This is a genomic window from Maridesulfovibrio salexigens DSM 2638, from assembly GCF_000023445.1.
Classification (GTDB): Bacteria; Desulfobacterota; Desulfovibrionia; order Desulfovibrionales; family Desulfovibrionaceae; genus Maridesulfovibrio; species Maridesulfovibrio salexigens.
In genome coordinates this window covers 337,010-361,471 of the sequence record NC_012881.1, presented here as the reverse complement: position 1 = coordinate 361,471, position 24,462 = coordinate 337,010, and the positions used below count along the sequence as shown (strand labels likewise).

Sequence of the window (24,462 nt, the reverse complement as noted above, 5' to 3'; positions counted from 1 at the left end):
TAAAAAGAGCCTTCGGCGATCCTGCCGGAGGCCTTAAACCCTTTTTGAAAAAAGGGTTTGTTCCACTGTCGCTATCCCTAAGACTCGAAGCAAGGCTTCTCGACTAAGAGCTAGTGCAAGAATCCCAAAAACTTTTAACAAGGCTTCGCCACCATTAGTGGCAAGACGTCTTTTGATATCAGGAATGGAGATTCCCCAATGATGTTAATAGGACACCGGGGTTGCAAGTACCCCGGATATAACCAGAACACTATTCGCGCTTTTGAAAAAGTTACTTCCGAAGGTGTTCCGGCAATTGAATTTGATGTGCAGCTCAGTGCAGACAAAGAACTGGTGGTCGTCCATAACCTTGATCTTGAAGAGGTCTCCACCGGCAAGGGAGAAGTTTCCAGCACAGATTCCGCTACCTTGAAATCCCTCTTTGCCGGAGATCCGAAGCAAGGTGAAGACCGCATTCCATTTCTTGCGGAAGTATTCGACTTCTTTGCTTCATGTGCTGAGGACAAACGTCCTTCGATCCATATGGAACTGAAAGGAAACAATACCGGCAGGCAGGCGGGGGAACTTTTCAATGAGTATGTTGCTGCCGGAAAGCTGAATATGTCCGACCTGCTGGTCAGTTCCTTCAACTGGGAAGAACTGAAATCTCTGCGCGAAGTATGCCCCGATGCCAAAATTGCCCTGCTTGATGGAGCAATCCGCCGGAATCTGCTGCTGAAAAAGACCGGACCGGAAGCAGAGAAATACTTTGCCGATCTTTTCGCATATGGCAATGAAGACTACATGCTCCCGCGTTTTCCTGCCTTGACGGAAAATCTGGTGCTTCTTGATAAAATTTGTGAAGATCAGGAAATACACAGTCTTCTTAAGCAGGAACTGAAGGACTGCCTCGACGGGCGCTACTACACTGACGAATTGCTGAATAATGCAACTGCAATGAATGCAACTTCGGTGAACCTCTGGTACCGGACAATTGTGCCGGAATTCATTGAAAAAGCGCATGCACGCAATCTTGCTGTCTTTGTTTATACCGCCAACCAGCCTGAAGAATGGAAAGCTCTCGCAGAAGCAGGAGTTGACGGAATCTTCACTGATTTTTACGCGGAGGCCGCACGCACGCTGATTGATTATAAAATTTAACCGATATGGGGTCAGGTACGGGGCTTTCGGCTTCCGCCGACCCCGAACCAACTCCATGCTATGACCAGAATATCTTCTCTTTTCTTCGATAAACTCGACTATCAGCTGCTGCAGATTGTTGATGACGTCCTTAAACGCGGCACCAAATCCCGCGCTTTCCGCTCACTTTTTGTTGAATACATGCATCCCCACGGGATCAAAGAAATGGCTGCACCGCAAGGGCTGCGTATTGCTTATGCCGTAATCAGCCTGCTGGGAAGCTTTGAAAACGGCATGGCCCGTGACCGCCTGAAAGCATTGCGTTCCCTGCGCGATGAAGTCTTTCTCTCTTCTTCCGGGTTTTACCGCAAAAATACCGCGCGGGTGCTGCTCCAGATCATGAAAAAACTGGTTCGGCCCGGTAACAGTGAACTTAACAGGCTCAAACTAGCCCATGATTTCCGAATGGTTTCAGCGGGAAATCCACGCAAGATCAGAAAAGAGCTGGCTAAATATCATCTGGTTGAAATGCCTGAAGAGTGGAATCAATACGCTTTCGACGATCATGTTCACGATGCCAACACCAAAGGCCGTAAATCACCTACCCATCTGATCATGGATGCATGGATCAAAGGCATCCGCGAAATTACTGTTGTTTACTACAACTACGTCCGTCCGCAGGTTATTGAGGAACTGCTTGAAGCAGGTAACATACTTGATATCAAAGTCCATGTAGGCATTGAACTCTCTGCACGTTTCCGTAATAAATTCGTCCGCTTCACATGGGAACCCAATGTTCTTTCCGACACTACCTCTTTCCAAAAATTTATGGAAAAGGAACGTGTTATTGAACTATTTGAAGAAGGAAGAGAAGTCTCTCGTTACCAGCAAAAGTATGTCTTTGACGTACTGAACGAGTTTAACAGCAGACACAGCAATGATATTGGTAAACAGCTGGATTTAAAAATTCCTGTGCTGGATCAGGATGAGTTCATCGGTTTCGTGGGAACAGGCCAGCCTTCAATCCTGCATCTCGGACGATTCATCCACAATAAACTAGCCATATATGCCGAGGATAAGGGAGAGACCAAACTCACTCCTGCGCAAAAAGAATTACTCCGTACCCTGACCGTACGGACCATAATCGATGAATATCTGGCCCCGGCAAAAAATCCGCAGCTTCATGACCCTGCAGAACCGCACAAAGACACCGAACTTCCGGAACTGCTGCGTTGCAATATCAATGAGTTGATGACCCGTTTGCTGCGTCTTCACTCCAGTTCAAAATTCACCCTCAACCTTGCCAACCTCACCGCTCAGGATACTTTGGAACTGCTCTACGATGGAGGTGGCATGATCACCCATATCGAAGCATACAATCTCAAAGATATCTGCGTCGATGAGCAAAGAACCCAACTCACCGGACAGGAAAAACATTACAAACTCATCGGCAGACTACAAAAAGCTCTCAATGAAGACAGTGTTATCACCCTGAAAAGTGCCATCCGTGAGATTATTTATGACTACGATGACCAGCTTGAAAAACTACAGGCTGGATCTGAAGCAGAAGCTTTCAAAGCCATGCAAAGACGCAAGCCGGAACTTGTAGCCATCCTTTCAGATCTTGAAAAATTTCATACTATCTACCGCAAACGAAGCCTGAGATCCCGTATCGGGTCAGGCTCAACAGGACAGGCTGAACACAGGCACGGCATGGGATTCGTGGTTCTCGATACCCTTCCGGCCCGGGCGCGCAAACCCTTTTATCGCAACAGTTGCGGTGAAGGGTGCAACCGTATTCCGGTGAGTGCCCTGATGACCAAGAGCGTCAACAGCAAGGTGGGCCTCAGCCGCCGTGAATTATCTCGCCTTCCTGAAGGCAAAGCCGGACGTCAGGTAAAATGGACACTTGATTCCTTCAAGATACACGCAGGCAAATCGGGCAATATAGGTACATTGGGCGGACTGCATGTCCAGCCCGACAACAGCGTTGAAAGCAAGCGGGAGACGGATTCACTGGGCAATTCATGGAATTACCTGAATACGAACATCAAGAATACCGCCAAGGTTCTACTAGGTTTTATACCCGCTTTCCTGACCTTTTTCCTGACAAAGGACTGGTGGCTGCTGTCATATTTCGGTGCAGTAATCTGGTTTGCCATCACCGGATCGCGTAACATAATCCAGTCCGTGCTCGGCGGTGGAGGGTTGCGGCGTTCTCCACTTTTGCCATGGAACTCGCTGGTCAGCTGGAGCCGCATTTCAGACTCCCTGCTCTATACCGGATTCTCTGTTCCATTGTTGGACTATCTAGTCAAAACACTGCTGCTGGATAATACCTTCGGAGTAACTACTTCAACCAACCCCATACTGCTTTACTCGGTAATGGGGCTCGCCAACGGCATATACCTCTCCAGCCATAACGCCATTCGCGGACTGCCCAAAGGGGCAACTGTCGGTAACTTTTTCAGGTCCATTCTTGCCATTCCCGTGGCAGTAGCCTTAAGCGGACTGATCGGTGCCCTGCTGGGCATGGCCGGTATACCGGACGCTACCGGAATCCTCCAGAAATGGGCGGCAATCATTTCAAAATTCGCATCGGACGGTGTTGCAGCCTTTATCGAAGGTCTTGCCGACAGGCAGGCCAACATCAAAGCCAGAATAGCAGGCTACAAAATGAAAATTACGCAGCTCTTCTCGGTCTTCTCAAAACTGGACCTCATGTTCCCGGAAGAGGATGTGCTTGAGATGCTGCAAAGTCCTAAAATTATGATGCGAACCCTGAGCAAAGAAGCAAGGGACTTGGAAAAGCTGATCATCGTAAACGCCCTCGATCTTATGTATTTCTGGCTTTACCAACCGCGATCGCGCAAAGCATTATCCTCTATCCTGCAAAGCATGTCCCGCGAGGAATGGCTGATTTTCTACCGCTCACAGCTGATCCTGAAGCGACACAAGGAAATCAGTCAGGTATTTGTTGACGGATTGGTAGGTAAGGATTTTTCCAAAGCCCTTTCCTTCTATCTGGACCAGTCACCGCAATACCTTGCGGACATGGAAAAGCTGGGAAAAAGATAAGGATTGTGGCTAAAGATCAAGCTACCACATAAACTAAAAAAGGGCTTACACCGCAAGATGTAAGCCCTTTTTCAAAATTGGATATTTACTAACCACAAACCCTTACAATGTTTCAATTCTCAAGGCACTCTTAGCCAATTTAATATTTTCGCGCTTCTCCATATCGAGGAGCCCCTGAAAGACTTCACTTACATCATCAGGGATATCATTTTGGATCATCGCTTCATAGGTTTCCAACAGACATTTATCCAAATCAATGGCAACCTTCATTACCTCATTGGTAGTCATATCCGGGCCTAATTTTGCGCTGAAAAACGGAGAAAGGTCACACTCTTTATGCACATACATAAACCACGTTTTCAGAACGCGCTCCGACAACCCTTCTCCGTATTCATCCATTATAGCCGCAAGCCGATCATGGTGACGACTCATATAGTCCAAAAGAAGCTTTACCCGTTCCTTTTCAACGGTATCCGAAAGTTCCTTATAGAAAGAGCCGAGCCTCTTGTGAAAGGCCTTGGTCTGCTCAATCACATCTCTTGCGGTCTGGACATTTGCCATCATATCAATACTCCTGATCGCTGTTACAGCGGCTTAAGTGATGAATGTTTTTTATCTACAAGCTTCTTATCAAAATCATATTTTCCGCATCTGCAACCGGAACCGTCTCCGGCCTGAATGGACCCTTGGCAGGAACCGCGGATGCAGTTTCGTTTAAAAATTACTCCGATAGCCAACGCTAAAAAAACAAGACCGAAAACAGCTGCTGCCATCAAAACAGTTTCCATGAAATATCTCCTCAATTCAATTTTTCGTGTTGAGGGAAATCGCCAGTGGCAATTTCTGATAATCCATCCGGGGTTTTCACGATGAAAAAAGCGGACAGGTTGCATTCCTTAGCCAACGCAATGCCTTTTTCCGGTCCAAGCACTGTCAGACCTGTTGCAAATGCATCGGCACGGGAGCAGGTTTCATCAACGACACTTACCGAGACGAGTGTGTGCGTAATGGGCCGTCCGGTACCGGGATCAATTATATGTGAATATCTTTTGCCTTCTATTTCGTAATAATTGCGGTAATCTCCAGATGTAGCCATAGCCTCACCGGAAAGACTGATCAGGGCTTGCACCGAACGCTCCATGCTTACCGGTTTTTCAACTGCGATACGCCATGGAGCATTGTCCGGCTTTACCCCCCCGGTCCTTATCTCTCCACCGATCTCAACCATATAACTGGATATACCGCTGACTTTAAGCCATGAGCTGACTGCATCAACGCAATAGCCCTTGGCAATGGCAGCCAGATCAAGGGTAATGGCGGGAGTGAGTTTTTTAATGGCAGGAGGATCAAACCGGACCTCTATCAGATCAGATCCGACATTTGCCTTAGCCTCTTTAATTTCATCCTCAGTAGGGATGATCTCGGGTCTTTTATCAGGTCCGAATCCCCAAAGGTTGACCAGTGGTGCGATGGTAATATCAAAAGCACCGCCTGTTATGCGGTTGACTGCTTTAGCAGTATGCACCACACCGGCCAGTTCTTTGGATACTGAAAACCAGTCATCTTTACGATAGGCATTAAAACGGGACAGTTCAGAATCCGGTTTGAACAAGGACATAGCTGAATTCACTCCAGCCACAACCTGTTCCACTCCCTTACGCAAATCTTCAGGGGAAAGATTCTCCGGCAGACCGTAGGCTGTAATGGAATACGTAGTGCCAATGGCCTTACCCTGAATACGGACAGGTTCATATGAGTTCCCGCATCCGACCAGCATAACGGCCAAGAGAAACAACAGGACAATCAGTCCGCTTACTTTAACCAATGTCCCTGAAAACCACTTCATACCTTCATCCTTACTTTCTTTTTCTGAAGATCCTTTGCCGGGGGAAACAATCCCCGGCAAAGGACTCCCTATAGATAACCTGATGCAGCAGGTTTATCCGCCGAAGTCATCGTACATTATATTTTCTTTCTCCACGCCCTGATCCATAAGCATCTTTTCTACTGCGGAAGCCATCATCGGCGGTCCACACATATAGAATTCACAATCTTCAGGGGCGGGATGGTCCTTGATATAGTTATCATACAGAACCTGATGGATAAATCCGGTATAACCGGTCCAATTGTCCTCAGGTAATGGATCGGACAAAGCCACATACCAATTGAAGTTCGGGCATTCCTCGGCCAGCTTGTCGAATTCCTCTACATAGAACATCTCCCGCAGGCTGCGCGCTCCGTACCAGTAGCTAACCTTACGCGTTGTGCTGAGACGCTTGAGCTGATCGAAGATATGAGAACGCATAGGAGCCATACCCGCGCCGCCACCGATGAAAATCATCTCGGCATCGGTATCACGGGCAAAGAACTCACCGTAAGGTCCGGAAATGGTAACTTTGTCTCCGGGATTCAGGCTGTAGATGAATGAGGACATCTGTCCGGGAGGGGAATCAGGAGCAAACGGAGGCGGAGGGCAGACACGCACATTAAGCATGATTATGCCCTCTTCCTCAGGGTAGTTGGCCATGGAATAGGCCCGGACAATGGGCTCTTTGACCACTGAAGTGTATCTCCAGAGATCAAATTTATCCCAGTCTTCCCTGAATTTGTCGCCAACTTCAAAATCCTTGTAATGGACGGTGTGGGCCGGGGCTTCAATCTGAATGTAACCACCGGCACGGAAATCCACATTTTCACCTGCTGGCAACTCAAGGGTGAGTTCCTTAATGAAGGTCGCGCGCGGAATATTGGATTTAACTGTGCATTCCCACTTCTTGATATCAAAGATTTCAGCCGGAACCTCAATCTTCATATCCTGTTTAACATTGACCTGACAGGCAAGACGGACACCTTCGCGGGCTTCACGTTTGCTCACATGGGAGGTTTCCGTGGGCAGAATGTCTCCGCCGCCTTCAAAAACCTTACATTTGCACTGTCCGCAGGAGCCACCGCCACCACAGGCCGAAGGAACGTATATTTCCTTTTCCGCCAGCGCACCGAGCAGCTTGGTTCCGGGGCGAACTTCAATTGTTTTTTCCGGATCATCGTTAATTTCGATGTTCACCTCACCGCTCGGGACAAGTTTGGCCCGGGCTAGAAGGATGAACACGCACAGCGCAAGAACCACGCCGGTAAACATCACAACACCGAGTATTATTTCAACCATGGTTTTACCCCACAGTTTAACGGTTCGTATATCAGCGGACGCTTGAAACGTCCGGCCCGCCTACATCTGAATTCCGGAAAAGGACAGGAATCCGAAGGACATCAGTCCGACCACGATAAAGGTGATCCCCAGTCCATCCAGTCCTTCCGGTACATCCGAGTACTTCATCTTCTCGCGGATACCGGCCAGAAGAACGATAGCCAAAGCCCAGCCGACACCGGAACCGAAACCGAAGGTAACGGATTCCACGAAGTTGTAATCACGCTCCACCATAAAGAGGGAGGCACCGAGAATGGCGCAGTTAACCGTGATCAGCGGCAGGAAAATCCCCAACGCATTGTATAGGGACGGAACGTACTTATCGAGGGTCATCTCCAGAATCTGGACAATCGCCGCGATGACACCGATGTAGGAAATGAGACCGACAAAAGTAAGGTCAGTATCTCCGAATCCGGCCCATGCCAGAGCTCCTTCACGCAGGAAGTAGTTGTAGAGCAGGTTGTTAACCGGAACAGTGATCGTCATAACAACGATAACGGCAACACCCAGCCCCATCGAAGTCTGAACTTTCTTGGATACTGCGAGATAGGTGCACATACCCAAAAAGAAGGCCAGTGCAAGGTTCTCAATGAAGATCGATTTAACGAATATATTAACTAAATGTTCCACGATTCACTCCTTGCTTAGCGTTTGTTCTTCCGCTTTTCGTAGACATTCACCGACCAGATAAGCAGCCCGATGATGAAGAACGCGCTGGGCGGCAAGAGCATGAGACCATTAGGTTCATACCAGCCTCCTTCCGATGTCAGCTTAAAAACGCTGAGACCGAAAATCTTGCCCGAACCGAAGAACTCGCGCAGGAAAGCCACGATGATCAGAATCAAACCATATCCCAATCCGTTACCGATACCATCTGCAAGACTCATCTTAGGGGTATTTTGCATGGCGAAAGCCTCTGCGCGCCCCATGACGATGCAGTTGGTGATGATAAGTCCGACAAAGACCGAAAGCTGCTTGCTTATTCCGTAAGCAAAGGCTTTGAGGAACTGGTCCACGATGATTACCAGCGTGGCAATAATGGTCATCATGACGATGATACGAATACTCGAAGGGATATGTTGCCTGATGGAACTGACCGAAACGTTGGAAGCCGCAGTAACAAAGATAACCGCAAGACTCATAACAAAGGCCGTTTCCAGCTTGGTAGTTACCGCAAGCGCAGAGCAGATACCGAGAATCTGGACCGCGATGGGGTTGTCCTCCAGAAGCGGCTTGAGCAATACTTCTTTGAACTTAGCCATTCTGTTCTCCTCCCTCGGCAGCTAGCCGCTTCAGGTACGGGGCAAAACCGCCCTCGCCCAGCCAGTAGCGCACCAGATTCTCAACACCGTTAGCTGTCAGGGTAGCTCCGGCAAGACCGTCAACTTTATATTGAGCCTTAGGATCTTCCGCGCTTACAGCCCCCTTAATAACGTCAAGAACCGGATCGCCGTTCTCGCTGTAGACCTTTTTGTCCACCCAGAGAATCTTCCAGTTGGGGTTATCAACTTCCCCGCCCAGACCGGGAGTTTCAGCATGTTCGTAAAAACCGAAGTTCTTGACTGTGTTAAAATCCGGAGCAAGGGCGATGAAACCATACATGGTCGACCATAATCCCTTGCCGTGCAAAGGCAGGACAACACGCTTCAGTTTGTTTCCATCCATAAGCAGGTAGACACTTGCGTACTTTGCACGGTGTCCGATACCTGCCAGATCCTTTTCAGAAGGAATGGCAACACTTGATGCCGGATCCTTGGCGGCTTTGCGCTGATCATAGACCGCGGCATCAGTATCCACGTATTCGCCTGTGGCAAGATCAACAACCTTGGGCACAATCTGTTTATAAAGTTCATCTACGGATGCATCTTCATCATAGATGCCCGCAGCCTTGAGAATATTTTCCTTGCGTTCCTTGACCTTGTTATCTTCCTGGATTGATTTCAGTCCCACCGCTGCAGTCGAAACAAGCAGCGAGCAGACCAGGCACAGGGAAAACGCCACAGTAAATATTTTTTTTGTGGAATCATTAGACACTGCGCACCGTCCTTCGCTTGATGTTGGCCCGCATCACGAGATTGTCTATGAAAGGGGCACACACGTTACCGAACAGAATCGCCAGCATGACTCCTTCTGGATAGGCCGGGTTGACCGTACGGATCAGGACAATCATGATTCCAATAAGGGCGCCGTAATAGAACTGCCCTTTGTGAGTCATTGACGATGAAACCGGGTCAGTGGCCATGTAGACCATTCCGAAAGCCAAGCCACCCATGACCAGATGCCAGAGAGGGCTGACAGTCATCATGGGATTGGAACCGCTGCTTACGGCATTAAAAATAATCGCAACTGCAAAAGCTCCGCCCAGCAGTGAAACCATAATTCGCCATGAAGCAATTCCAGTGAAGACCAGCACTACCCCGCCGATCAGACAGGCAAGGGTTGAAGTTTCACCCAAAGATCCCGGAATAGTTCCGATAAAGCAGTCCCACCATGAATATTTGGCAACAACCGCATTTATTCCTCCTTCGGCAGCCAGAGCAAGCGGAGTAGCACCGGAGAATCCGTCGACCGGAACCCAGACACTGTTGCCTGAGATGTGCGCCGGATAAGCGAAGAAAAGAAAGGCGCGGGCCAGAAGAGCCGGGTTGAGGATGTTTTTACCTGTTCCGCCGAAGATTTCCTTACCGATAACCACACCGAAACTGGTTGCCAGAGCAACCTGCCAGAGCGGGATATGCGGAGGGACAATCAACGGGATAAGCGAACCGGTGACCAGAAAGCCTTCGTTGATTTCATGTTTACGAATAACAGCAAAAAGGGTTTCCCAGAATCCACCTGCGATATTGCAGACGATATAAATGGGGAAGAAATAAAGTGCACCCAACATAATGTTAGCCCCGAAACTTTCAGGATTTGCACTCAATCCGAGCCCGCTCATTACGCTCCAGCGCCATCCGGTACCCGCTTCAAGTCCCATGGAAGCCAGAGCGGCATTAGCCTGATACCCGGTGTTCCACATTGCCATGTAGAAACAGGGAATCAGAGCAAAAACAACAGTAATCATGACCCTTTTCAGATCAATGGCATCGCGCACGTGGGGCGATCCGGAACTGGTTTCGGTCGGCGAATATAAAAAGGTGTCCACCATCTCGTAGACCGGATAATACTTCTTGTATTTCCCATCCCCGGTAACGGCACCATGCATTTTATCAAGCAGTTTTCTCATATGCCTTACCCTTCCTTCTCAATTTGAGTGAGGACTTCGCGCAGCATGAGCCCGAAATCATTCTTGCCGCAATCCACGAAGGACAACAGGGCGAGGTCTTCCTCATCCAGCTCCAGACAACCGAGGGCCTGCGCTTCATCCGTATCCATGACAGCCATAGCCCGGACCAGATAAGTCGGCAGGATGTCCAGCGGCATAACCTGCTCATAAGACCCGGTGGGGAAGATGGCGCGGTGGCTGCCCCCCAAAAGCGTATTCATATCAAAACGCTTTTTCTTTTTGCTGAAAGCCGAGGCAAATACGGACTTGACGGAGAATTTATCGCACCCCGGAGCCAGCCAGCCCAGAAGTTCACTTTCCCCGCCTTCGGTAAGTGCTGAGACCTGATTGTGGAAACGGCCTAAAAAGGCCAGCGGGCCCTCTGCTTTTGTCCCGGTCAGAACCGAACCGGAAATAGCCCGAACAGCCCCGTCCTTAAGTTCACCGGACAGCATTTCATCAAGGTTAGCGCCTAGGCGGGTCTTGATGATGCGCGGGCGGTTAACCATCGGTCCGGAGAGAGCGACATAACGTTCAGTGGCAAGCCTGCCTGTAGTGAAGAGCTTACCTATGGCGATGACATCCTGATAGCCTATGTGCCAAACCGTTTTGGAAGGACCTACAGGATCAACGAAATGGATATGGGTTCCGGGTAGCCCCGCAGGATGCGGTCCCGAGAACATATGCATTTTCACTTCCTGAATCAGAGGCAACGCAGTCCCGCCGGTAACGCAGACATTAATTGTATCGTTAAGGCAGGTAAGTATCCGCAAGCCATCCAACCAGGCGTCGGATTCTTTCCAGATAACGGGAGCTGGGTCCATAGCCAGAGGATTGGTATCCATAGCTGTGACAAAGATTGAACGGGGTTCGGATTCCGGGGCCGGAGTCTTGCTGAACGGACGCGTACGAAACGCGGTCCAAAGACCGGATTTCACTAGATTATCGACAACCTTTTCTCGGTCCAGACCGAGCAGCTTGTCTGAATCATATGCCGGGAACTCCACTTCGCCGGCAGCGTCATCAAGTTCGATGACCACAGACTGCAATGTCCTGCGTTCACCTCTGTTAACAGCAAGGACCTTTCCGGCTCCCGGTGCGGTAAAGACGACGCCGTCAATCTTTTTATCCGCAAAGATGGGCTGTCCCAGCTTGACCGTATCTCCCTCCGCAACGGCCATGCTCGGTTTCATTCCGACATAGTCGCCACCGAGGACAGCCACGGTACTGGGAGATTTTTCTTCGAAAATATCCAGTGCGGGCTCGCCCGAGATAGGAATATCGAGTCCTTTTTTGAGTTTTATCATGGAGAATACACCTTGTCCCTAAAGGGTTAACGGACTTAAAAACGGGTGCAACAGTACAACCCGTCTCAGCGCATGCGCCAAGACGTCTCCTAGATGGGTGGTGTGGGGGACTAAATTAAGCTTCAATGCGTTCCGAGTAGATTCCTCGGAAAGTGTGGGGAATTACGCACGAAGTTTTTGTATTGGACTTATTCCATATCTAAAGAAACAAACAAGGTCAACCAGTTAGTAAAATTAACTGCATGCCTCTTTAAAATTACTTAATATATTAAAATCAATCAGCATAAAGCCTTTTACTCATGGATATCAGCGTAGGCAGCAGACACAATCCTCCAAACAGAGCCGTGAGCTCAAAAGCATCTGCCATGCCGCCAGCTTCAGCGGCAAATCCTGCTATCCCGGGACCCAGGACAAAGCCGAGATTAGATACTCCCAGAAAAACACCCATAACCCGCCCTTTCGCTCCTCCCATGTCGGCAGCCAAAGACATGGAGGCCGGAAGCGACAATGCTGACCCAAAGCCCATACCCGCAACAAGCAGACAAAAGATCCACAGAGGAACAGGCTGTCCCAGACCAAAAAGACAGGCCGCACAAAACCCCATGCCCAGAAAAGTTAAACCGGCGCGGTCACGCGAATCAGCCCAGCGTCCTGTTGCAGGCATTGCCAAAATGATCGCCAGATTGGGAAGAGCGAAGAGAAACCCGGCCAAATAACCGCTCAAGCCGAAATGTTCACTGATCAACCGGGGCAGAAAAGTAATAACAACGGACGCTCCTGCGGTTCGCCCCAATACAGCCAGTAGAAGAGGCAGAAAACCGGCTTTGCGCCACGGCAATCCTTCGGTTTCTTTTTGTTTTTCCTTCGAAGCCGGAGCGTCTTCAGAGCTATTCATTAAAAGCGCCACAAAAGATAATCCCATCCCCAGCGCGGGCCAGATCAAGGACACAAATCCCAGCTTCCCTTGAAAACCGATCCCGGCTCCTCCGACAATTGGACCAATGATAAATGCAGAGTATAAACATGTATTATATAGGGCAAAGAGACGTCCTCTCTCCTTTTGCCTAGTGCACTGACCAAGCAGGGACATACTCACCGGCTTAACTATACCTGCGCAGAATCCAAGACAAATCTGAATTAGCCCCAGTGACTCCACCATCGGAAAAAAATGATAAAGGCACGGAACAGCAGTTCCTATCCCGCAAGCCCATCGCAGCAGAGGGATTGGGCCAAAATAATCCGCACTGCACCCTGCCAGTGGCGCAAGAACAAGACGGGCTAAAAAATATCCTGAGAAAGCAAGCCCAAGCCAGGATGCGGATAATCCGATGGAATCGGCGCTCAAAGACAAGGAAAAGGTGTATGCTCCGACCCCGAAAGTTGAAAAAAAGGCCGTGGCAAGGACCGCCATAACGGTCCCCTGCTTCGTTTCAATAGATTCACTCAATGCCTTCCTGAAATTCATAAAGGTATTCCTCACCATGAAGCCCCTGCCATAAGCTTCTCATATAACTATAAACGACTAAGCCGTGATTGATGCAAGATGGTTTCTTTTCGCACCAGTGGTTCGATTCAATGCAACACAGCTAAAATATTAGAATCAGCTTAAACTGTTAACCTTGAGCAGCACAAAAAAAACAATCACAATTAACTGTAAAACATGAACTTTATAGGCAATTCACACGTAGTAACATGCTTATACAACCCACTTCAATTCAAATCATCATAAACATGAGGGTCATTATGACTATTTAACATTTACAGTGTGTCAGAAAGGACTTCCGCGTCCACAACATGCTGAAATAAAGGGATGATGAATCAAAATCGAATTTATTTGTCCAATAAATCACAAACAACTCAGCATTAGTGGTTCAATCATGAACCACTAGAAACTTTTCCTCAAATAGACAAGCTGCCGACATAAAAGGCTATTACTCTTTGGCTTATTATTTGCTATTAAACACGCATCCTGTATTGGGTGGTTTTTTCATTGAAAGCATCGTGGGGATGCTTTTCAAACAACCATATGAGAATTGGAGGTTGGTATAAGCCATTTGAAATACGATACATATATACCTGTGTTTTAAACAGGTAAGGATCCAAAATACCAAAAGTCAGATGGGATCAGCTAAAATGTTACCGAACCTCGGATTACATATTTTTGGTTGAAAACAGATTTCTGTACTTCTTTATTATCTTTCAAAGACAGTCTACGGATAAATTTCCCCAAGACATGAAAGGAAATATGAAAAAAGAAAGTGGCCGGGATTCAGTCATGCATACAGCTATGCTGAATCCCGGCTATTTCCCACTTTTGCTCGCCGCCAATTATTCGCACGCCTATCTACGTTTTCATTGCGAAACTTATCCAAAAACTCACAGCCAACAACACACCAAACAAAGAAGCCCCACAACGTGATAACACACTGTGAGGCTGAACTTTTCATGGAGCCAACGATCGGAATTGAACCGACGGCCTGCTGGTTACGAATCTTTACCGACAATTTTCCCACAGCTTCCCAACACCTCCATTAATCCATTTGTTTAAAAGGACTAATCCTGCTATAGACTTCCCTAAAGCACATTTATTATCCCCACCCATCCCGACCAAAGTGGGGACAGAAAACGGGGATAGTCCCCATTTAAAGGAAGTGAAAATGGCAAAGTGGATCAGCGTTAAGGATGAGTTCGGCAAAAACTGCGGTGTGCGCTACCGTACACACGAAACCCGCAAGCATGGAATCATGGCTGACAGATATTACGCCATTCGGTTTCAGGTGAACGGCAAACGTGTTGAAGAGGGCTACGGCTGGGCCTCAAACGGTATATCCGAAAAGATGGCCATTGAAAAAGCTAAGGAGCTGAAAGCAAAGGCCCGTGCAGGTGAAACCAGTTTTCGCCTCAGACACGAGAAAGAAGCCCAGCTCCAAGCCGAGCTTGAAGAATCCCTTAAAGGCTCCATAGACCAGCTTTTCAACGCTTATGTTGCCGATCTCAAGGGCAAGGGCAAGAAATCATGGAAAGAGGTTCAACGCGCCCTGCTCACTGGCAAGTATGCCGCGGTAAACTTCATAGGCCGGGACGTTAAAGCCAAACACATTACACCGAAGCATATACAAGCCCTTTTGAAGGAAACATATAAGCGCGGCCCGTCCATGGCCTCACACCTCCGGGGATATCTGCATAGTGCTTTCAGCTATGGAATTGTCCGCGAACACGATTACACCCGCGCCGCGCAGGAAATCACTTTCGACATCAGCAACAACCCCGTTGCCGCCATTCCCAAAGATTCAAAGGCTGAAAAAGTCGGTGAGCGAGTTCTTACACCTGAAGAACTTAAAATCGTCTGGTACGAGTGCAACCAGCCAGCAATCAAGCTAATTATTGCAACTGGCGGTCAGCGTGTGCTTGAAATTCTGGAGTGCAAAAGAACTGAATTTGATCTTGATGAAAATCTTTGGATTATCCCCGCCGAAAGGGTCAAGAATGGGCGTGAACACGTTGTACCGCTCACAGAAAGAGCAAAAGAGATAGTCATATCCAGAAAATCAAAATATCTGCACCTATTCCCCAATGCAGGCCGCCCCAGTGACCCGCGCGAGATCCCCAGCCTAGGCCGTGCAGTAACCAGATTCTGCAAACGTGTAGACATGAAGCACTGGACCCCGCGCGATCTGCGCCGCACAGTCAGAACCATGCTCGCCGACCAGCAAGTGCCGAGCTACCTGCTCAACATCCATTTCAACCACGGCAAGCAGGAAGTCGGCGAAAAACACTATGACAAATCTTCACATCTGGCTGAGAAGTTGGAAGTTATGGGGGTGTGGGAAGAAACGTTAAAATCAATCCTGACCCATAACGCATAAATATATATTCACTTCTCTCTTGAAAAGAGCCTCCAAAGCAGTATACATATTATCCAACTACTAACGCGACACAATTACGATGGAGGCAACGATGGACATATCTAAAAGCATAAATTCATTAATAGAATCATTCAGTGGAGACCTACCACCATGGGCATTCCTGGTTGTCATCTTCATTCTCGTCGCAGGCTTCCTTGTGTACAAAAAAATAACCAAACCATCTGAAACTGTATCGCAAAAGAACATTAATGCCCGCAACGTAGCAGCAAGAGACATCAAAATCCGTAATGATTAACGATAAAAATTTTACCGGTGTAAACGCAAGAAATGTTGCTGGTCGGGACGTAATTGAGCAGAACACTATATATAGCCCGACCTCGCCGATTATGGACTTGCTCACGAAGCTTTCAGAAGGCGAAGACACTGAAACTCAAGACTACATAGATAAACTTAAAGACTTCATGAGATCCAATGGAAAAGAATCCACTGAAATAATAGGGCTTGAAAAGAAACTACACAACGGCGGAGCTGAGCAATATTACATTGAGTATGCCCTTGAATGCAAAGAGGAATTCTCAAAGATCCTCGAGAAGAACTCTACTAGTTGCTACACACAAGAAGTGTTCGCGCACTTAATGAGTTCTATTCGGACCAAATTTATACACCATGTTAGACCGGAATTATCTAACAAAAAATGTTGCGAAGTTCTCAACCTACTTCATAAAGCAGTCATCATACCAACCATACAACTTGTTATTCCAAATCCGCTGAACATAAACGAAGAGCTGATTTGCGGAATGCTTTTCTATCTAACTGGCAACTGTCATGTGGAGTGGGGAAATGCTGGTCTACAATAGCGCATTTGACATATACCACTGCATGTTCAGAATAATCCTACTATTGAATGCATGCCCTCAGAATAAGATTGAATATGAACGTGCACGTATTTTCGATTACTTCTTTGCTTTTCCCCAGAGAGCTCAAGAAATAAAATTACAAAGAGGGTGCGGATTTACCAAGAAAACGTTCAAACTCGAAACCACTCATTATCAAGAAATTCAAGATGACAAACAAATCTTCTTTGAAATGAGCAAAATATTTGAAGGAGCAGTCAGATGCCTTGCTGCATATGGAGAAATTGAGCCAACGAAGTTATCCGTTGGAACAATAGTTCAAAAAAACAATTCTCTTTCAGAAAAAATAAATGCCCACTTTGGTGAAATTGATCCACTAAGACAAAGTATCCTCGAACTTTTTTCTGGCCCTTTTTATAACCTAGAACTTACTGGAGCAAATGGCTTAAAAGCACGCTCTGGTCTTATGGAATTTAGATATGACCTTTGATGCTATCAAAATTAACAGACTCCAAATTTTCGCAAACGGAGAATCTGTTTATGATCAAGAATTCCACGATGGTATAAACGCTATATGCGGCGACAATGGTTCTGGTAAATCAACTGTTGCTGAGCTTTTGCTCTACGTTCTTGGGGGAGATGTTGGAAACTGGAGTAAAAAAGCTCAAGAATGCGATTACGTTTTATGTGAGGTCTCGTTTCCAGATGGCATAGCAACTTTGAAGCGCAATGTTACAACAAAGCCCCGCGCATCAATGGAAATAAGGTATGCAAAAATTGATGACACAAATGATAACATTAATTGGAATGTCTTCCCCTACAACGCCACGGAAAACAAAAAAAGTTTTTCACAGATACTATTCGGCCACCTCAATATTCCTGAAGTCAAAGCAAGCAACAACATAACTTTCAATCAATTGCTGAGATTTATATTCATAGATCAGCGATCTCCACTAGATTCTATTATTTCGATTGAAAATTTTGACTCTCCGCTTACACGTGAAACGACATTTGATCTCATTTGTGGTTCATACGACGACAAAACTTATGAACTGAAAACAAAACTCAAAAAGCTCCAGAAAAAACTTGAGGTAGCTAAAGACACTCTCAAATCTTTAAATACCGTAGCCCAAAGTTTGGGTATTTCTGAAACGTCTAAAGAATTACAGTCCAATCTTGTAAAGTTAACTGAGCGGATTGAAGAAATAGACAATAAAAATTTCAATACATCCACAACTGACGAAGAAAATTTAAATAGATACAAACAACAGCTAGACGAATTAGACTCCAAAATTGCAGCCACAGGCAAAGAGCTCAGGGAATATAGAAATAGCATAGCAACCCTGTCCGACAAAATTCAAGACACTGACAGTTTTTTAGATGCACTTGCTACCAAGAATATGAATCTTGACGAGTCAATTTTGATCCGCTCTGAGATTGGAAATATTGATTTAGAATACTGCCCAATATGTTTGCACAAACTTCAAGAAAAAAAGCAAGATCAATGCTCGCTTTGTGGCTCAGAAGCTTCAAGCAAAACTCTAGTTGCAAATGCCATGAGAATGAAAGATGAAGTTTCATTTCAGATTTTAGAATCAAACAAACTTCAAAAAATCAGGGCTGAAAAATACGATGCGATTAATGCAAATATTCTTGAAAAAGCAACAAAACTAGATGCATTGCAAGCAGAATATTCTAGCCTTCTTCGTGGAATTAACAGTGAGGATGAATTTAATCGAGAGCTACTTTTTTTTGAAAAAGGAAAATTAGTTTCAAAAATTGAAGCTGAACGAAACAAGTTAAATATCATAAAAAAAATTGAAGAAGAAACACAAAAATTAAGTACAATTTCAGGAAGAATTGAAACAACTAAAAGCAATATATCCCGAAAAGAAACCCTTCATAAAAAACGTAAAAAACAAACAGCAACCAGCATTGATACAATAACTCGTAGCATATTAAGTAAAGACATCAGATCAACAAAAGAATTACACAACTCAAAACATGCTGAAATATTAATTTCCAAAAACTCATATCAGTTGGACGGGCGAAACAATTTTTCTGCAAGTGCCAACGTAGTTTTAAAAAACGCATTAAGATTCTCGGTTTTGTTTGCATCCTTAAGCTTAAGTCATATGAGATTTCCGCGACTCATAATTTGCGACAACACTGAAGACAAAGGGATGCAAGAGGACAGAGCACATAACTTTCAAAATACGATAATAAAAATGTCGCAGGCATCAGAAACACCGCACCAAATAATTTATACGACCTCAAAACCTACGCCAGACTTATTGCCCGAAATGAAAATTGGGAAAACATGGTATACCGAAGAAGATCCAACCCTGAATTCTGATTCAAAAAAATAATTTTTCCGACCTGCAATTCTAGCGTACCTCTTCGCATTTAGTAAAAATTAATTTATTATTGGAGAACGGCACAAAATGAAGGACACTGAGCTAACTATCTCAAAATACGGACAAGCCCGTAGCATTATCGTCATATGTTCTTTATTTTCAATTTTTTGGTTCTTTGATATCAATTTCAGCGGTAAAATCCCTGTTTTTGAACTCGAAATATCCAACACTGACCAACTTCCATTCATTCTTTTTGCTCTGCATGGATATAGCTTATATTGGTTCATCATTGAATCAATTAGGCTTAAAAACATTTCCAAAACAAGCACTATAACAAGATTTGACAGCAAAATAATACTTCTTTTAGGATTTATTTCATTTACTCTAATAACTAAAAAAATATTCTTTTCAGAACTATCCATACCAAACATCAATTACCTACAGACATCCATATTAATTGGAACAGGCATATTCTTAGGACACTTTGTGTCAAGCATGATTTTTACTTTATTTTTCATACGACCAAAACAATATGCCAATCAACGAAGTTTGCCTAGAATACCTATAGCTACACGCAGCACAATCAAAGCAACTACATTCATAGCCATAGTTGCATATTGTTTATATTACTTTAAAATATTTTCATTTGAAGAAATAAGCTCTTTATGGAAGTGGTTTATATTAATACCATTTGGCATAGTAACATTACCAATGGCAATAGCTCTTCCTTTCAAGATGTTTTCAATCAAAAACAAAAAAATTGTTTGGAGTGAAGCTAAAAAAAGACTTCAAACAGCATTCGATATACACGATCGCACCTATATCATTAATGGATGGTGGAAGCCTTTTTTTGCTTCTTCAAATTCCGAATCAAGGCTTTTCGTTGCAGCGGGAAAAGGAGAGTTAGAGCAACTTACTAAATTTTTAGATGAAGGAGATTCTGTCGATAAACCGAATACAGGGGGATGGACAGCCCTGATGTTAGCTACAGCTGAAGAAAAAGCAAAATGCGTGATCAAACTATTAGAGATGGGAGCCAACCCTAATCTTATAAATTTATACGGATTATCCCCATTAATGCTCGCTGTTGGAAAGGGTAACGAACTTCTCGTTGACACCCTACTCATTTATGAGGCTGACCCTAACTTGTGTGGTCAAAATCAACAACCAGCACTTTCAGGAGCAACTGTCAGAGGACATACAGAAATTGTTGAAATGCTACTTGAGTCGGGAGCCAATCCTAATCAAAAAGACCCAGAGGGAAAAACAGCCTTATTTTATGGAGCACAAGAAGGACATAAAAATATTATCACCATACTCATTAAAAATGGTGCCGATGTTTCCATTGAAGACAACAGGGGTAATACCGCATTAATTTATGCAGAAAAGAACAAACAAGGTGAGACAGCTGCTATCCTTCGGCATGCAAGCCTTAAAAGAAAGAACTCCCCGCACCTCACCGAAGAGCTGTCATAGCTCTTCGTGGGACTCTTCAAGCTCTTTAGTTCAGGTTTTCAGCAATCCGACTGCTCCCTGCATCCACTCTTGAACCAGAGAAAAAGACTTCTACCATCTTTACAACACAGGCCCCAAAGGGGCCGGAGGCTGGAGCATAGCGGATCTAAAAGCGGTATCCCAATCTCGCACCCAAGCAACAACGCGGTGTTCCATCCACCAAGCTGGCAAAACTGAATATTCGCGCTCTCACCAGCTCTTAATCCCAGCTACGATAATGTTTGCTCAACAGTTTAAACAAGTACTGAATGTCCTGATCTGCAAGCCCTCGTTCCTGTTCAAGACACCTGCGTAATTCTTTCTTAGCTTTTGCTTCCAACTTCGGGTTGGTCGCTTTGGGCCAATCTGTGAACCAACGACAAGCATCCGGCTCAACGTCACCAGTTGAATTGTCGTATGATGGTTCAAAGAAACTGCGCATTTCTCCCCATTTCTCTCTATGCTTCTCGCGGCACTTATCAGCATAATTATGAGCGAAGTACCGATCTAAAAGCATTTCGCAGACATGCATAGTATGCAGATCCCGTTCAGCTCCCACATAGTAAGGATTACGCTCCAGCTCGCGCTGCATCAGCACAAGTTTGTGCTGCATGACTTTGAATAGCCCATCAGACGTATAATGACGATCAGACCATATTACGGGAAACCATTGATATAAATTGCGTATTCCAAATTTAACGGCTCGATACCATTCATCAATCAATTCCCATGGAGCCGTTAAATAGTGTGACCAGCGGTAGTCCGGCATGCTAATTCTTCCCAGTCGATTCAATTTTTTGACGTGAATTTGGTAGTTTTAAAACTTGCTCATTCTCAGACTTTCGGAAGGACAACTCACTAACCAAAAACAAAAAGTTCAATATTTTCAAAGAGGTTTAAAAATATAATTTCTTAATACTAGCCCTTAGAGTGGAGTTATTTCCAATTTTAATCCTGACGTGAATTTGGTAGTCGATGAGTCGTACTTCAAACCACAAACCAAGCAACAGTACCAACCATCAGCACCAGCGTTAACAATACTTCAATCCATTTTTGACTGCTTAAAAAAGGAACCCGCATATAGCCTGTTTCATCTGAGGGAAAAGGTTTCAACTTAGGGATTCCCATTGGGGTCATGGCATCCAAAAGAAGGTGACTAGCCCATCCTATGGCTACGGGCTGGAGTCCTATGAAATATAGTACAATCGGAATAGGCCACCAGTGGCTTATGGTCCTATGTATTTGCCACCATGATCTTTTAGCCGCTAGCATTTCATTGAATTCATCTTCTGATAGCCATTCTCCGGCGTCAATTCTGTGCTGAAGATGTGTAGCACGTTTATGACCTGAGAATGTTCTGTCGATAATATCTGGAAGCAATGCACCAAGAATTGTCAAGAAGAGTGCAGCGACTCCATGATGCAACCAAGATGGGAGCCATTCTGCGTTAGCGCAATAAAAATTTCTAACCTCGTGTCTGATTGAATCGTGTGTTTCCAGTAAGGCAACAGCATTTATCGGAAACAGTGCGTGGGCTATGGTATTCATGGAAACTGCCTTAGCTTATTTTCAGTATCGCTGTCCAACACCGATTGTAGCTATTCACAGTCCCCATAGAGATATTTAGCCAGCACTAAAAAATAACATTCATCCATCTTCAGAAATCCCCTCTTCAGAAACAACTATATTCAAACCTGAGCTACTTTCTCGAAGCTCGTAGCCAGCCTGTTGTAGACAACGCCTCAAAACATCCATAACAGCCTGAGATTCCTTTGTAGGGACTCTCAGGCATATCTCAACCTGTTCTGTTGAGATTGCTTTTTTACTGAGTTCCAACATACTTAATTTCCTTATTTTATCTTACCCGTTCATCGATTTCACTTTTTAACGTTCTCATTGCTTTAATTGTTGATGCAAATTGTTCTCGCATTTCGCTATGCGCTTCTTTTAACTCGTTCAGATCAGTTAATTTTCCTGAATTTAAATGATAAGCAATTTGGTTTAAATTGCTTCCAATCTGAACATTTTTTTGCATCAAATCGCACAAATCTTGATGAGTTTGCTGAAGCATTTTTTTGTCAGCTTGAGAGATCTCATCCAGCCCAAATTTTATTAAATCACGGGTTAAGTGCGAGACGCTAACGCCTTCTTTCTCCGCACGAACTTTTACAGACTCGTGCAGTTCCTCGGTGATCCGAGTTTTCAAATTTACTGATTTGTTCATTTCATAATTCCTTTTGATGTTTTTTGCCTTTCCGCTGGGCCCCTTTAGGGAAAGCGGCAACGGGGGACCCTCTGGGGGGTGAAACCCATCTATTGCGCCAGCAAGAGCAGGGCGAGGCAACGCCGAGGCATTTTGTCCCACAAAATGCGTATCCTGCCTCCTACAAATCCCCCCAAAAATCACGATCAACTAAAAGAAATCCCCTCCTTTTAGACCTCAAACTGTAATTTTCATGTCCATTTTTACACCCAGAAAGACTGTCATAGACATAAGCCACTGTTTTAATAGTAGTTTTGCTCAAAAATACCTATTTTGTTCCCCTCGTTAAAACTCTTGTTCCCCTGTCGTTTTTGATTGTTCCCCTCAACAATTCCTGTGTTCCCCTCACTATTTTGAATGTTCCCCTTCACTAAACAAATGTTCCCCCTGAAATTATTCACTTTTTACCAAAAGCACACCTCTCGCAACAAAATACAATTATTTCAAGGCAATATATATAAAATAGCTTTGTCGACTCTATTTCAGCAAAATTCTATGCCTCACAACAATTTTTTCATTTCTCCTCTTCTGTCTTTGGGCTTAGTTGTCTGCTCTAAGAATTAATTTGGTAGCCGCCCAAAAAATAGGCTTACCTGAAAGTTCTGCTCAGGTAAGCCTACTTAAAATAGCTCTGTTATTCCCCTGCTTTTCTGGCCCATTTGCTCCCCATAGCAAGAGCCTTGCCTGCACCAGACTGAATGCCACCTGCTACGCCTGACACAACCGAGGGGACACGACTACCCGCCGCTTGTGCTCCTGCAATAGCTAAACCTCCTGTTAATGCCATGACACCGACTATTCCAGATGTAGAGCCTGCCGTTCCTCCAGACATAGCAGCCGCTAAGTCTGGAACCTTTAAAAGTACTCCAAAACAGACTAAGGACCAGACTATAACAGTAGCAAATTCAGAATTGAAAATTCCTTTTGCTACAAGAGTCGTTGCATAGAGAGTTAAAGAGTTCTCCAAACCAGTGAAAGCAACACTCATAACGATAGCCGAAAAAATCATAATCAATGAATAGTTGGCAATAGCTTTAATACAAGCCCAAAAAACATGTCTTGTTTCTTTAAAGGCTCCTAGAAATAAACAAAAGATGCCCAGAACAAATAGGATATGCACTGCAAATAGAGGCAAGATAATCATCAGAATAAAGCCGACGTATAGCATCCCAAACGAAAGACTAAATGCAATCATTGCAACCCACGCTCTAAAGTATTCCCCCGCATTTGTTACGAAATTCCCATCAGGAATTTGGTCTAAAAGACTTGTAGAAATTAAAGCGAATCCACTATCAAGGTGCTTAAAAATCTCTAAAAAATTATCAATTTGACCAGTTGAAGCAAACCAACTCGTAGTATTAATTAAAAACCTAGAGTAGCCAAAAACTATTGAATTTAAATAGAAATTTGAGTTGATAACCGATGTACTAATAAAAATCAGTACGAAGACTGAAATACCTAATTCGGAGAGCTTATCTTTGGAGCATTTACCCATGAATCCTTGCCAACACACATACAAAATGTATGCTGCGGTTAATGATATGAATGTGGTTCTGATGTCAGGCTGTATTAAAGCCATCATTTTGGTGAGGTAGATTTGCAAATTTTTCAATAAATCTAAAAGTATCTTACTAGCGAGAGGTGATAACTGCAT

Annotated in this window: 24 protein-coding genes; 9 read left to right on the top strand and 15 right to left on the bottom strand. The window is 45.1% G+C overall.

Annotated features, from left to right (window positions below; genetic code table 11):
• Positions 1–198: 198 nt before the first annotated feature.
• A complete protein-coding gene (locus DESAL_RS01710) occupies positions 199–1,140 on the top strand; it encodes a glycerophosphodiester phosphodiesterase (RefSeq protein ID WP_012765932.1) in 942 nt (313 codons plus the stop codon).
• A 60-nt stretch (positions 1,141–1,200) separates the two neighbouring features.
• Positions 1,201–4,197: a hypothetical protein gene (locus DESAL_RS01705; protein ID WP_012765931.1), complete on the top strand. Its 2,997-nt coding sequence runs from the start codon at positions 1,201–1,203 to the stop codon at positions 4,195–4,197.
• 102 nt (positions 4,198–4,299) lie between these two features.
• Here DESAL_RS01705 and DESAL_RS19550 read toward each other — a convergent pair whose 3' ends face one another.
• From DESAL_RS19550 to DESAL_RS01655, 10 genes are all read right to left on the bottom strand, one after another.
• A complete protein-coding gene (locus DESAL_RS19550) occupies positions 4,300–4,761 on the bottom strand; it encodes a ferritin family protein (protein ID WP_012765930.1) in 462 nt (153 codons plus the stop codon).
• Between the two features lie 20 nt (positions 4,762–4,781).
• The gene (locus tag DESAL_RS01695; RefSeq protein WP_012765929.1) at positions 4,782–4,985 is read right to left on the bottom strand and encodes a hypothetical protein; all 204 of its coding nucleotides are present in this window, start codon (positions 4,983–4,985) and stop codon (positions 4,782–4,784) included.
• 11 nt (positions 4,986–4,996) lie between these two features.
• Entirely contained in the window at positions 4,997–6,043 is a 1,047-nt protein-coding gene (locus tag DESAL_RS01690; RefSeq protein ID WP_012765928.1) for an FAD:protein FMN transferase, read from the bottom strand.
• Between the two features lie 93 nt (positions 6,044–6,136).
• Positions 6,137–7,363, bottom strand: coding sequence for an NADH:ubiquinone reductase (Na(+)-transporting) subunit F (gene nqrF / locus DESAL_RS01685; RefSeq protein WP_012765927.1), 1,227 nt, complete (start codon positions 7,361–7,363; stop codon positions 6,137–6,139).
• Between the two features lie 60 nt (positions 7,364–7,423).
• Positions 7,424–8,032, bottom strand: a complete 609-nt coding sequence (nqrE, locus tag DESAL_RS01680) for an NADH:ubiquinone reductase (Na(+)-transporting) subunit E (RefSeq protein WP_012765926.1) — start codon at positions 8,030–8,032, stop codon at positions 7,424–7,426.
• 14 nt (positions 8,033–8,046) lie between these two features.
• Positions 8,047–8,664, bottom strand: a complete 618-nt coding sequence (locus DESAL_RS01675; RefSeq protein WP_012765925.1) for an NADH:ubiquinone reductase (Na(+)-transporting) subunit D — start codon at positions 8,662–8,664, stop codon at positions 8,047–8,049.
• Positions 8,657–9,436, bottom strand: coding sequence for a Na(+)-translocating NADH-quinone reductase subunit C (locus tag DESAL_RS01670; protein ID WP_012765924.1), 780 nt, complete (start codon positions 9,434–9,436; stop codon positions 8,657–8,659). The genes DESAL_RS01675 and DESAL_RS01670 overlap by 8 nt, the downstream gene beginning before the upstream one ends.
• Positions 9,429–10,628: an NADH:ubiquinone reductase (Na(+)-transporting) subunit B gene (locus tag DESAL_RS01665; protein ID WP_012765923.1), complete on the bottom strand. Its 1,200-nt coding sequence runs from the start codon at positions 10,626–10,628 to the stop codon at positions 9,429–9,431. The genes DESAL_RS01670 and DESAL_RS01665 overlap by 8 nt, the downstream gene beginning before the upstream one ends.
• Positions 10,629–10,633: 5 nt before the next feature.
• Positions 10,634–11,974: a Na(+)-translocating NADH-quinone reductase subunit A gene (locus DESAL_RS01660; protein WP_012765922.1), complete on the bottom strand. Its 1,341-nt coding sequence runs from the start codon at positions 11,972–11,974 to the stop codon at positions 10,634–10,636.
• Positions 11,975–12,248: 274 nt separating this feature from the next.
• Positions 12,249–13,385, bottom strand: a complete 1,137-nt coding sequence (locus DESAL_RS01655) for an MFS transporter (RefSeq protein ID WP_245543810.1) — start codon at positions 13,383–13,385, stop codon at positions 12,249–12,251.
• Between DESAL_RS01655 and DESAL_RS20430 the strand changes: the two genes are divergently transcribed.
• The 7 genes from DESAL_RS20430 (at position 13,303) to DESAL_RS19545 (ending at position 20,527) form a co-directional block, all read left to right on the top strand.
• Complete coding sequence (locus DESAL_RS20430) at positions 13,303–13,473, top strand: hypothetical protein (RefSeq protein ID WP_245543844.1); 171 nt, start codon at positions 13,303–13,305, stop codon at positions 13,471–13,473. The two genes, DESAL_RS01655 and DESAL_RS20430, sit on opposite strands and share 83 nt — an antisense overlap.
• Positions 13,474–14,631: 1,158 nt before the next feature.
• The gene (locus tag DESAL_RS01650; protein ID WP_012765920.1) at positions 14,632–15,840 is read left to right on the top strand and encodes a tyrosine-type recombinase/integrase; all 1,209 of its coding nucleotides are present in this window, start codon (positions 14,632–14,634) and stop codon (positions 15,838–15,840) included.
• Between the two features lie 91 nt (positions 15,841–15,931).
• Entirely contained in the window at positions 15,932–16,135 is a 204-nt protein-coding gene (locus tag DESAL_RS01645) for a hypothetical protein (protein ID WP_012765919.1), read from the top strand.
• A complete protein-coding gene (locus tag DESAL_RS01640) occupies positions 16,128–16,697 on the top strand; it encodes an ABC-three component system protein (protein ID WP_012765918.1) in 570 nt (189 codons plus the stop codon). Before DESAL_RS01645 ends, DESAL_RS01640 begins: the two co-directional genes overlap by 8 nt.
• Positions 16,681–17,184, top strand: a complete 504-nt coding sequence (locus DESAL_RS01635; protein ID WP_012765917.1) for an ABC-three component system middle component 5 — start codon at positions 16,681–16,683, stop codon at positions 17,182–17,184. The genes DESAL_RS01640 and DESAL_RS01635 overlap by 17 nt, the downstream gene beginning before the upstream one ends.
• The gene (locus tag DESAL_RS01630; RefSeq protein ID WP_012765916.1) at positions 17,174–19,063 is read left to right on the top strand and encodes an AAA family ATPase; all 1,890 of its coding nucleotides are present in this window, start codon (positions 17,174–17,176) and stop codon (positions 19,061–19,063) included. The genes DESAL_RS01635 and DESAL_RS01630 overlap by 11 nt, the downstream gene beginning before the upstream one ends.
• 75 nt (positions 19,064–19,138) lie before the next feature.
• Complete coding sequence (locus DESAL_RS19545) at positions 19,139–20,527, top strand: ankyrin repeat domain-containing protein (RefSeq protein ID WP_012765915.1); 1,389 nt, start codon at positions 19,139–19,141, stop codon at positions 20,525–20,527.
• Positions 20,528–20,765: 238 nt separating this feature from the next.
• Here DESAL_RS19545 and DESAL_RS01620 read toward each other — a convergent pair whose 3' ends face one another.
• The 5 genes from DESAL_RS01620 to DESAL_RS01600 form a co-directional block, all read right to left on the bottom strand.
• A complete protein-coding gene (locus DESAL_RS01620) occupies positions 20,766–21,158 on the bottom strand; it encodes a hypothetical protein (protein WP_245543775.1) in 393 nt (130 codons plus the stop codon).
• Positions 21,159–21,532: 374 nt separating this feature from the next.
• Complete coding sequence (locus tag DESAL_RS01615) at positions 21,533–22,093, bottom strand: metal-dependent hydrolase (protein ID WP_012765913.1); 561 nt, start codon at positions 22,091–22,093, stop codon at positions 21,533–21,535.
• 99 nt (positions 22,094–22,192) lie between these two features.
• Complete coding sequence (locus DESAL_RS01610) at positions 22,193–22,384, bottom strand: hypothetical protein (RefSeq protein WP_012765912.1); 192 nt, start codon at positions 22,382–22,384, stop codon at positions 22,193–22,195.
• 16 nt (positions 22,385–22,400) lie between these two features.
• Positions 22,401–22,910 (bottom strand): hypothetical protein, encoded by a 510-nt coding sequence (locus DESAL_RS01605; RefSeq protein ID WP_197528771.1) that lies wholly within the window; start codon positions 22,908–22,910, stop codon positions 22,401–22,403.
• A 532-nt stretch (positions 22,911–23,442) separates the two neighbouring features.
• Positions 23,443–24,462, bottom strand: a complete 1,020-nt coding sequence (locus DESAL_RS01600) for a type IV secretion system protein (protein ID WP_012765910.1) — start codon at positions 24,460–24,462, stop codon at positions 23,443–23,445.

Excerpts from the sequence above, each read along its gene's own strand:
- DESAL_RS19550 (WP_012765930.1), bottom strand. The coding sequence starts at position 4,761 with ATGATGGCAAATGTCCAGACCGCAAGAGATGTGATTGAGCAGACCAAG.
- DESAL_RS01650 (WP_012765920.1), top strand. The coding sequence starts at position 14,632 with ATGGCAAAGTGGATCAGCGTTAAGGATGAGTTCGGCAAAAACTGCGGT.
- DESAL_RS01615 (WP_012765913.1), bottom strand. The coding sequence starts at position 22,093 with ATGAATACCATAGCCCACGCACTGTTTCCGATAAATGCTGTTGCCTTA.
- DESAL_RS01660 (WP_012765922.1), bottom strand. The coding sequence starts at position 11,974 with ATGATAAAACTCAAAAAAGGACTCGATATTCCTATCTCGGGCGAGCCC.
- DESAL_RS20430 (WP_245543844.1), top strand. The coding sequence starts at position 13,303 with ATGGAATCGGCGCTCAAAGACAAGGAAAAGGTGTATGCTCCGACCCCG.
- DESAL_RS01665 (WP_012765923.1), bottom strand. The coding sequence starts at position 10,628 with ATGAGAAAACTGCTTGATAAAATGCATGGTGCCGTTACCGGGGATGGG.
- DESAL_RS01710 (WP_012765932.1), top strand. The coding sequence starts at position 199 with ATGATGTTAATAGGACACCGGGGTTGCAAGTACCCCGGATATAACCAG.
- DESAL_RS01630 (WP_012765916.1), top strand. The coding sequence starts at position 17,174 with ATGACCTTTGATGCTATCAAAATTAACAGACTCCAAATTTTCGCAAAC.
- DESAL_RS01675 (WP_012765925.1), bottom strand. The coding sequence starts at position 8,664 with ATGGCTAAGTTCAAAGAAGTATTGCTCAAGCCGCTTCTGGAGGACAAC.
- DESAL_RS01640 (WP_012765918.1), top strand. The coding sequence starts at position 16,128 with ATGATTAACGATAAAAATTTTACCGGTGTAAACGCAAGAAATGTTGCT.
- DESAL_RS01620 (WP_245543775.1), bottom strand. The coding sequence starts at position 21,158 with ATGCAGCACAAACTTGTGCTGATGCAGCGCGAGCTGGAGCGTAATCCT.
- DESAL_RS01655 (WP_245543810.1), bottom strand. The coding sequence starts at position 13,385 with ATGGCGGTCCTTGCCACGGCCTTTTTTTCAACTTTCGGGGTCGGAGCA.
- nqrF (WP_012765927.1), bottom strand. The coding sequence starts at position 7,363 with ATGGTTGAAATAATACTCGGTGTTGTGATGTTTACCGGCGTGGTTCTT.
- DESAL_RS01600 (WP_012765910.1), bottom strand. The coding sequence starts at position 24,462 with ATGCAGTTATCACCTCTCGCTAGTAAGATACTTTTAGATTTATTGAAA.
- DESAL_RS01635 (WP_012765917.1), top strand. The coding sequence starts at position 16,681 with ATGCTGGTCTACAATAGCGCATTTGACATATACCACTGCATGTTCAGA.
- DESAL_RS01645 (WP_012765919.1), top strand. The coding sequence starts at position 15,932 with ATGGACATATCTAAAAGCATAAATTCATTAATAGAATCATTCAGTGGA.
- DESAL_RS01695 (WP_012765929.1), bottom strand. The coding sequence starts at position 4,985 with ATGGAAACTGTTTTGATGGCAGCAGCTGTTTTCGGTCTTGTTTTTTTA.
- DESAL_RS01690 (WP_012765928.1), bottom strand. The coding sequence starts at position 6,043 with ATGAAGTGGTTTTCAGGGACATTGGTTAAAGTAAGCGGACTGATTGTC.
- DESAL_RS01610 (WP_012765912.1), bottom strand. The coding sequence starts at position 22,384 with ATGTTGGAACTCAGTAAAAAAGCAATCTCAACAGAACAGGTTGAGATA.
- DESAL_RS01705 (WP_012765931.1), top strand. The coding sequence starts at position 1,201 with ATGACCAGAATATCTTCTCTTTTCTTCGATAAACTCGACTATCAGCTG.
- DESAL_RS19545 (WP_012765915.1), top strand. The coding sequence starts at position 19,139 with ATGAAGGACACTGAGCTAACTATCTCAAAATACGGACAAGCCCGTAGC.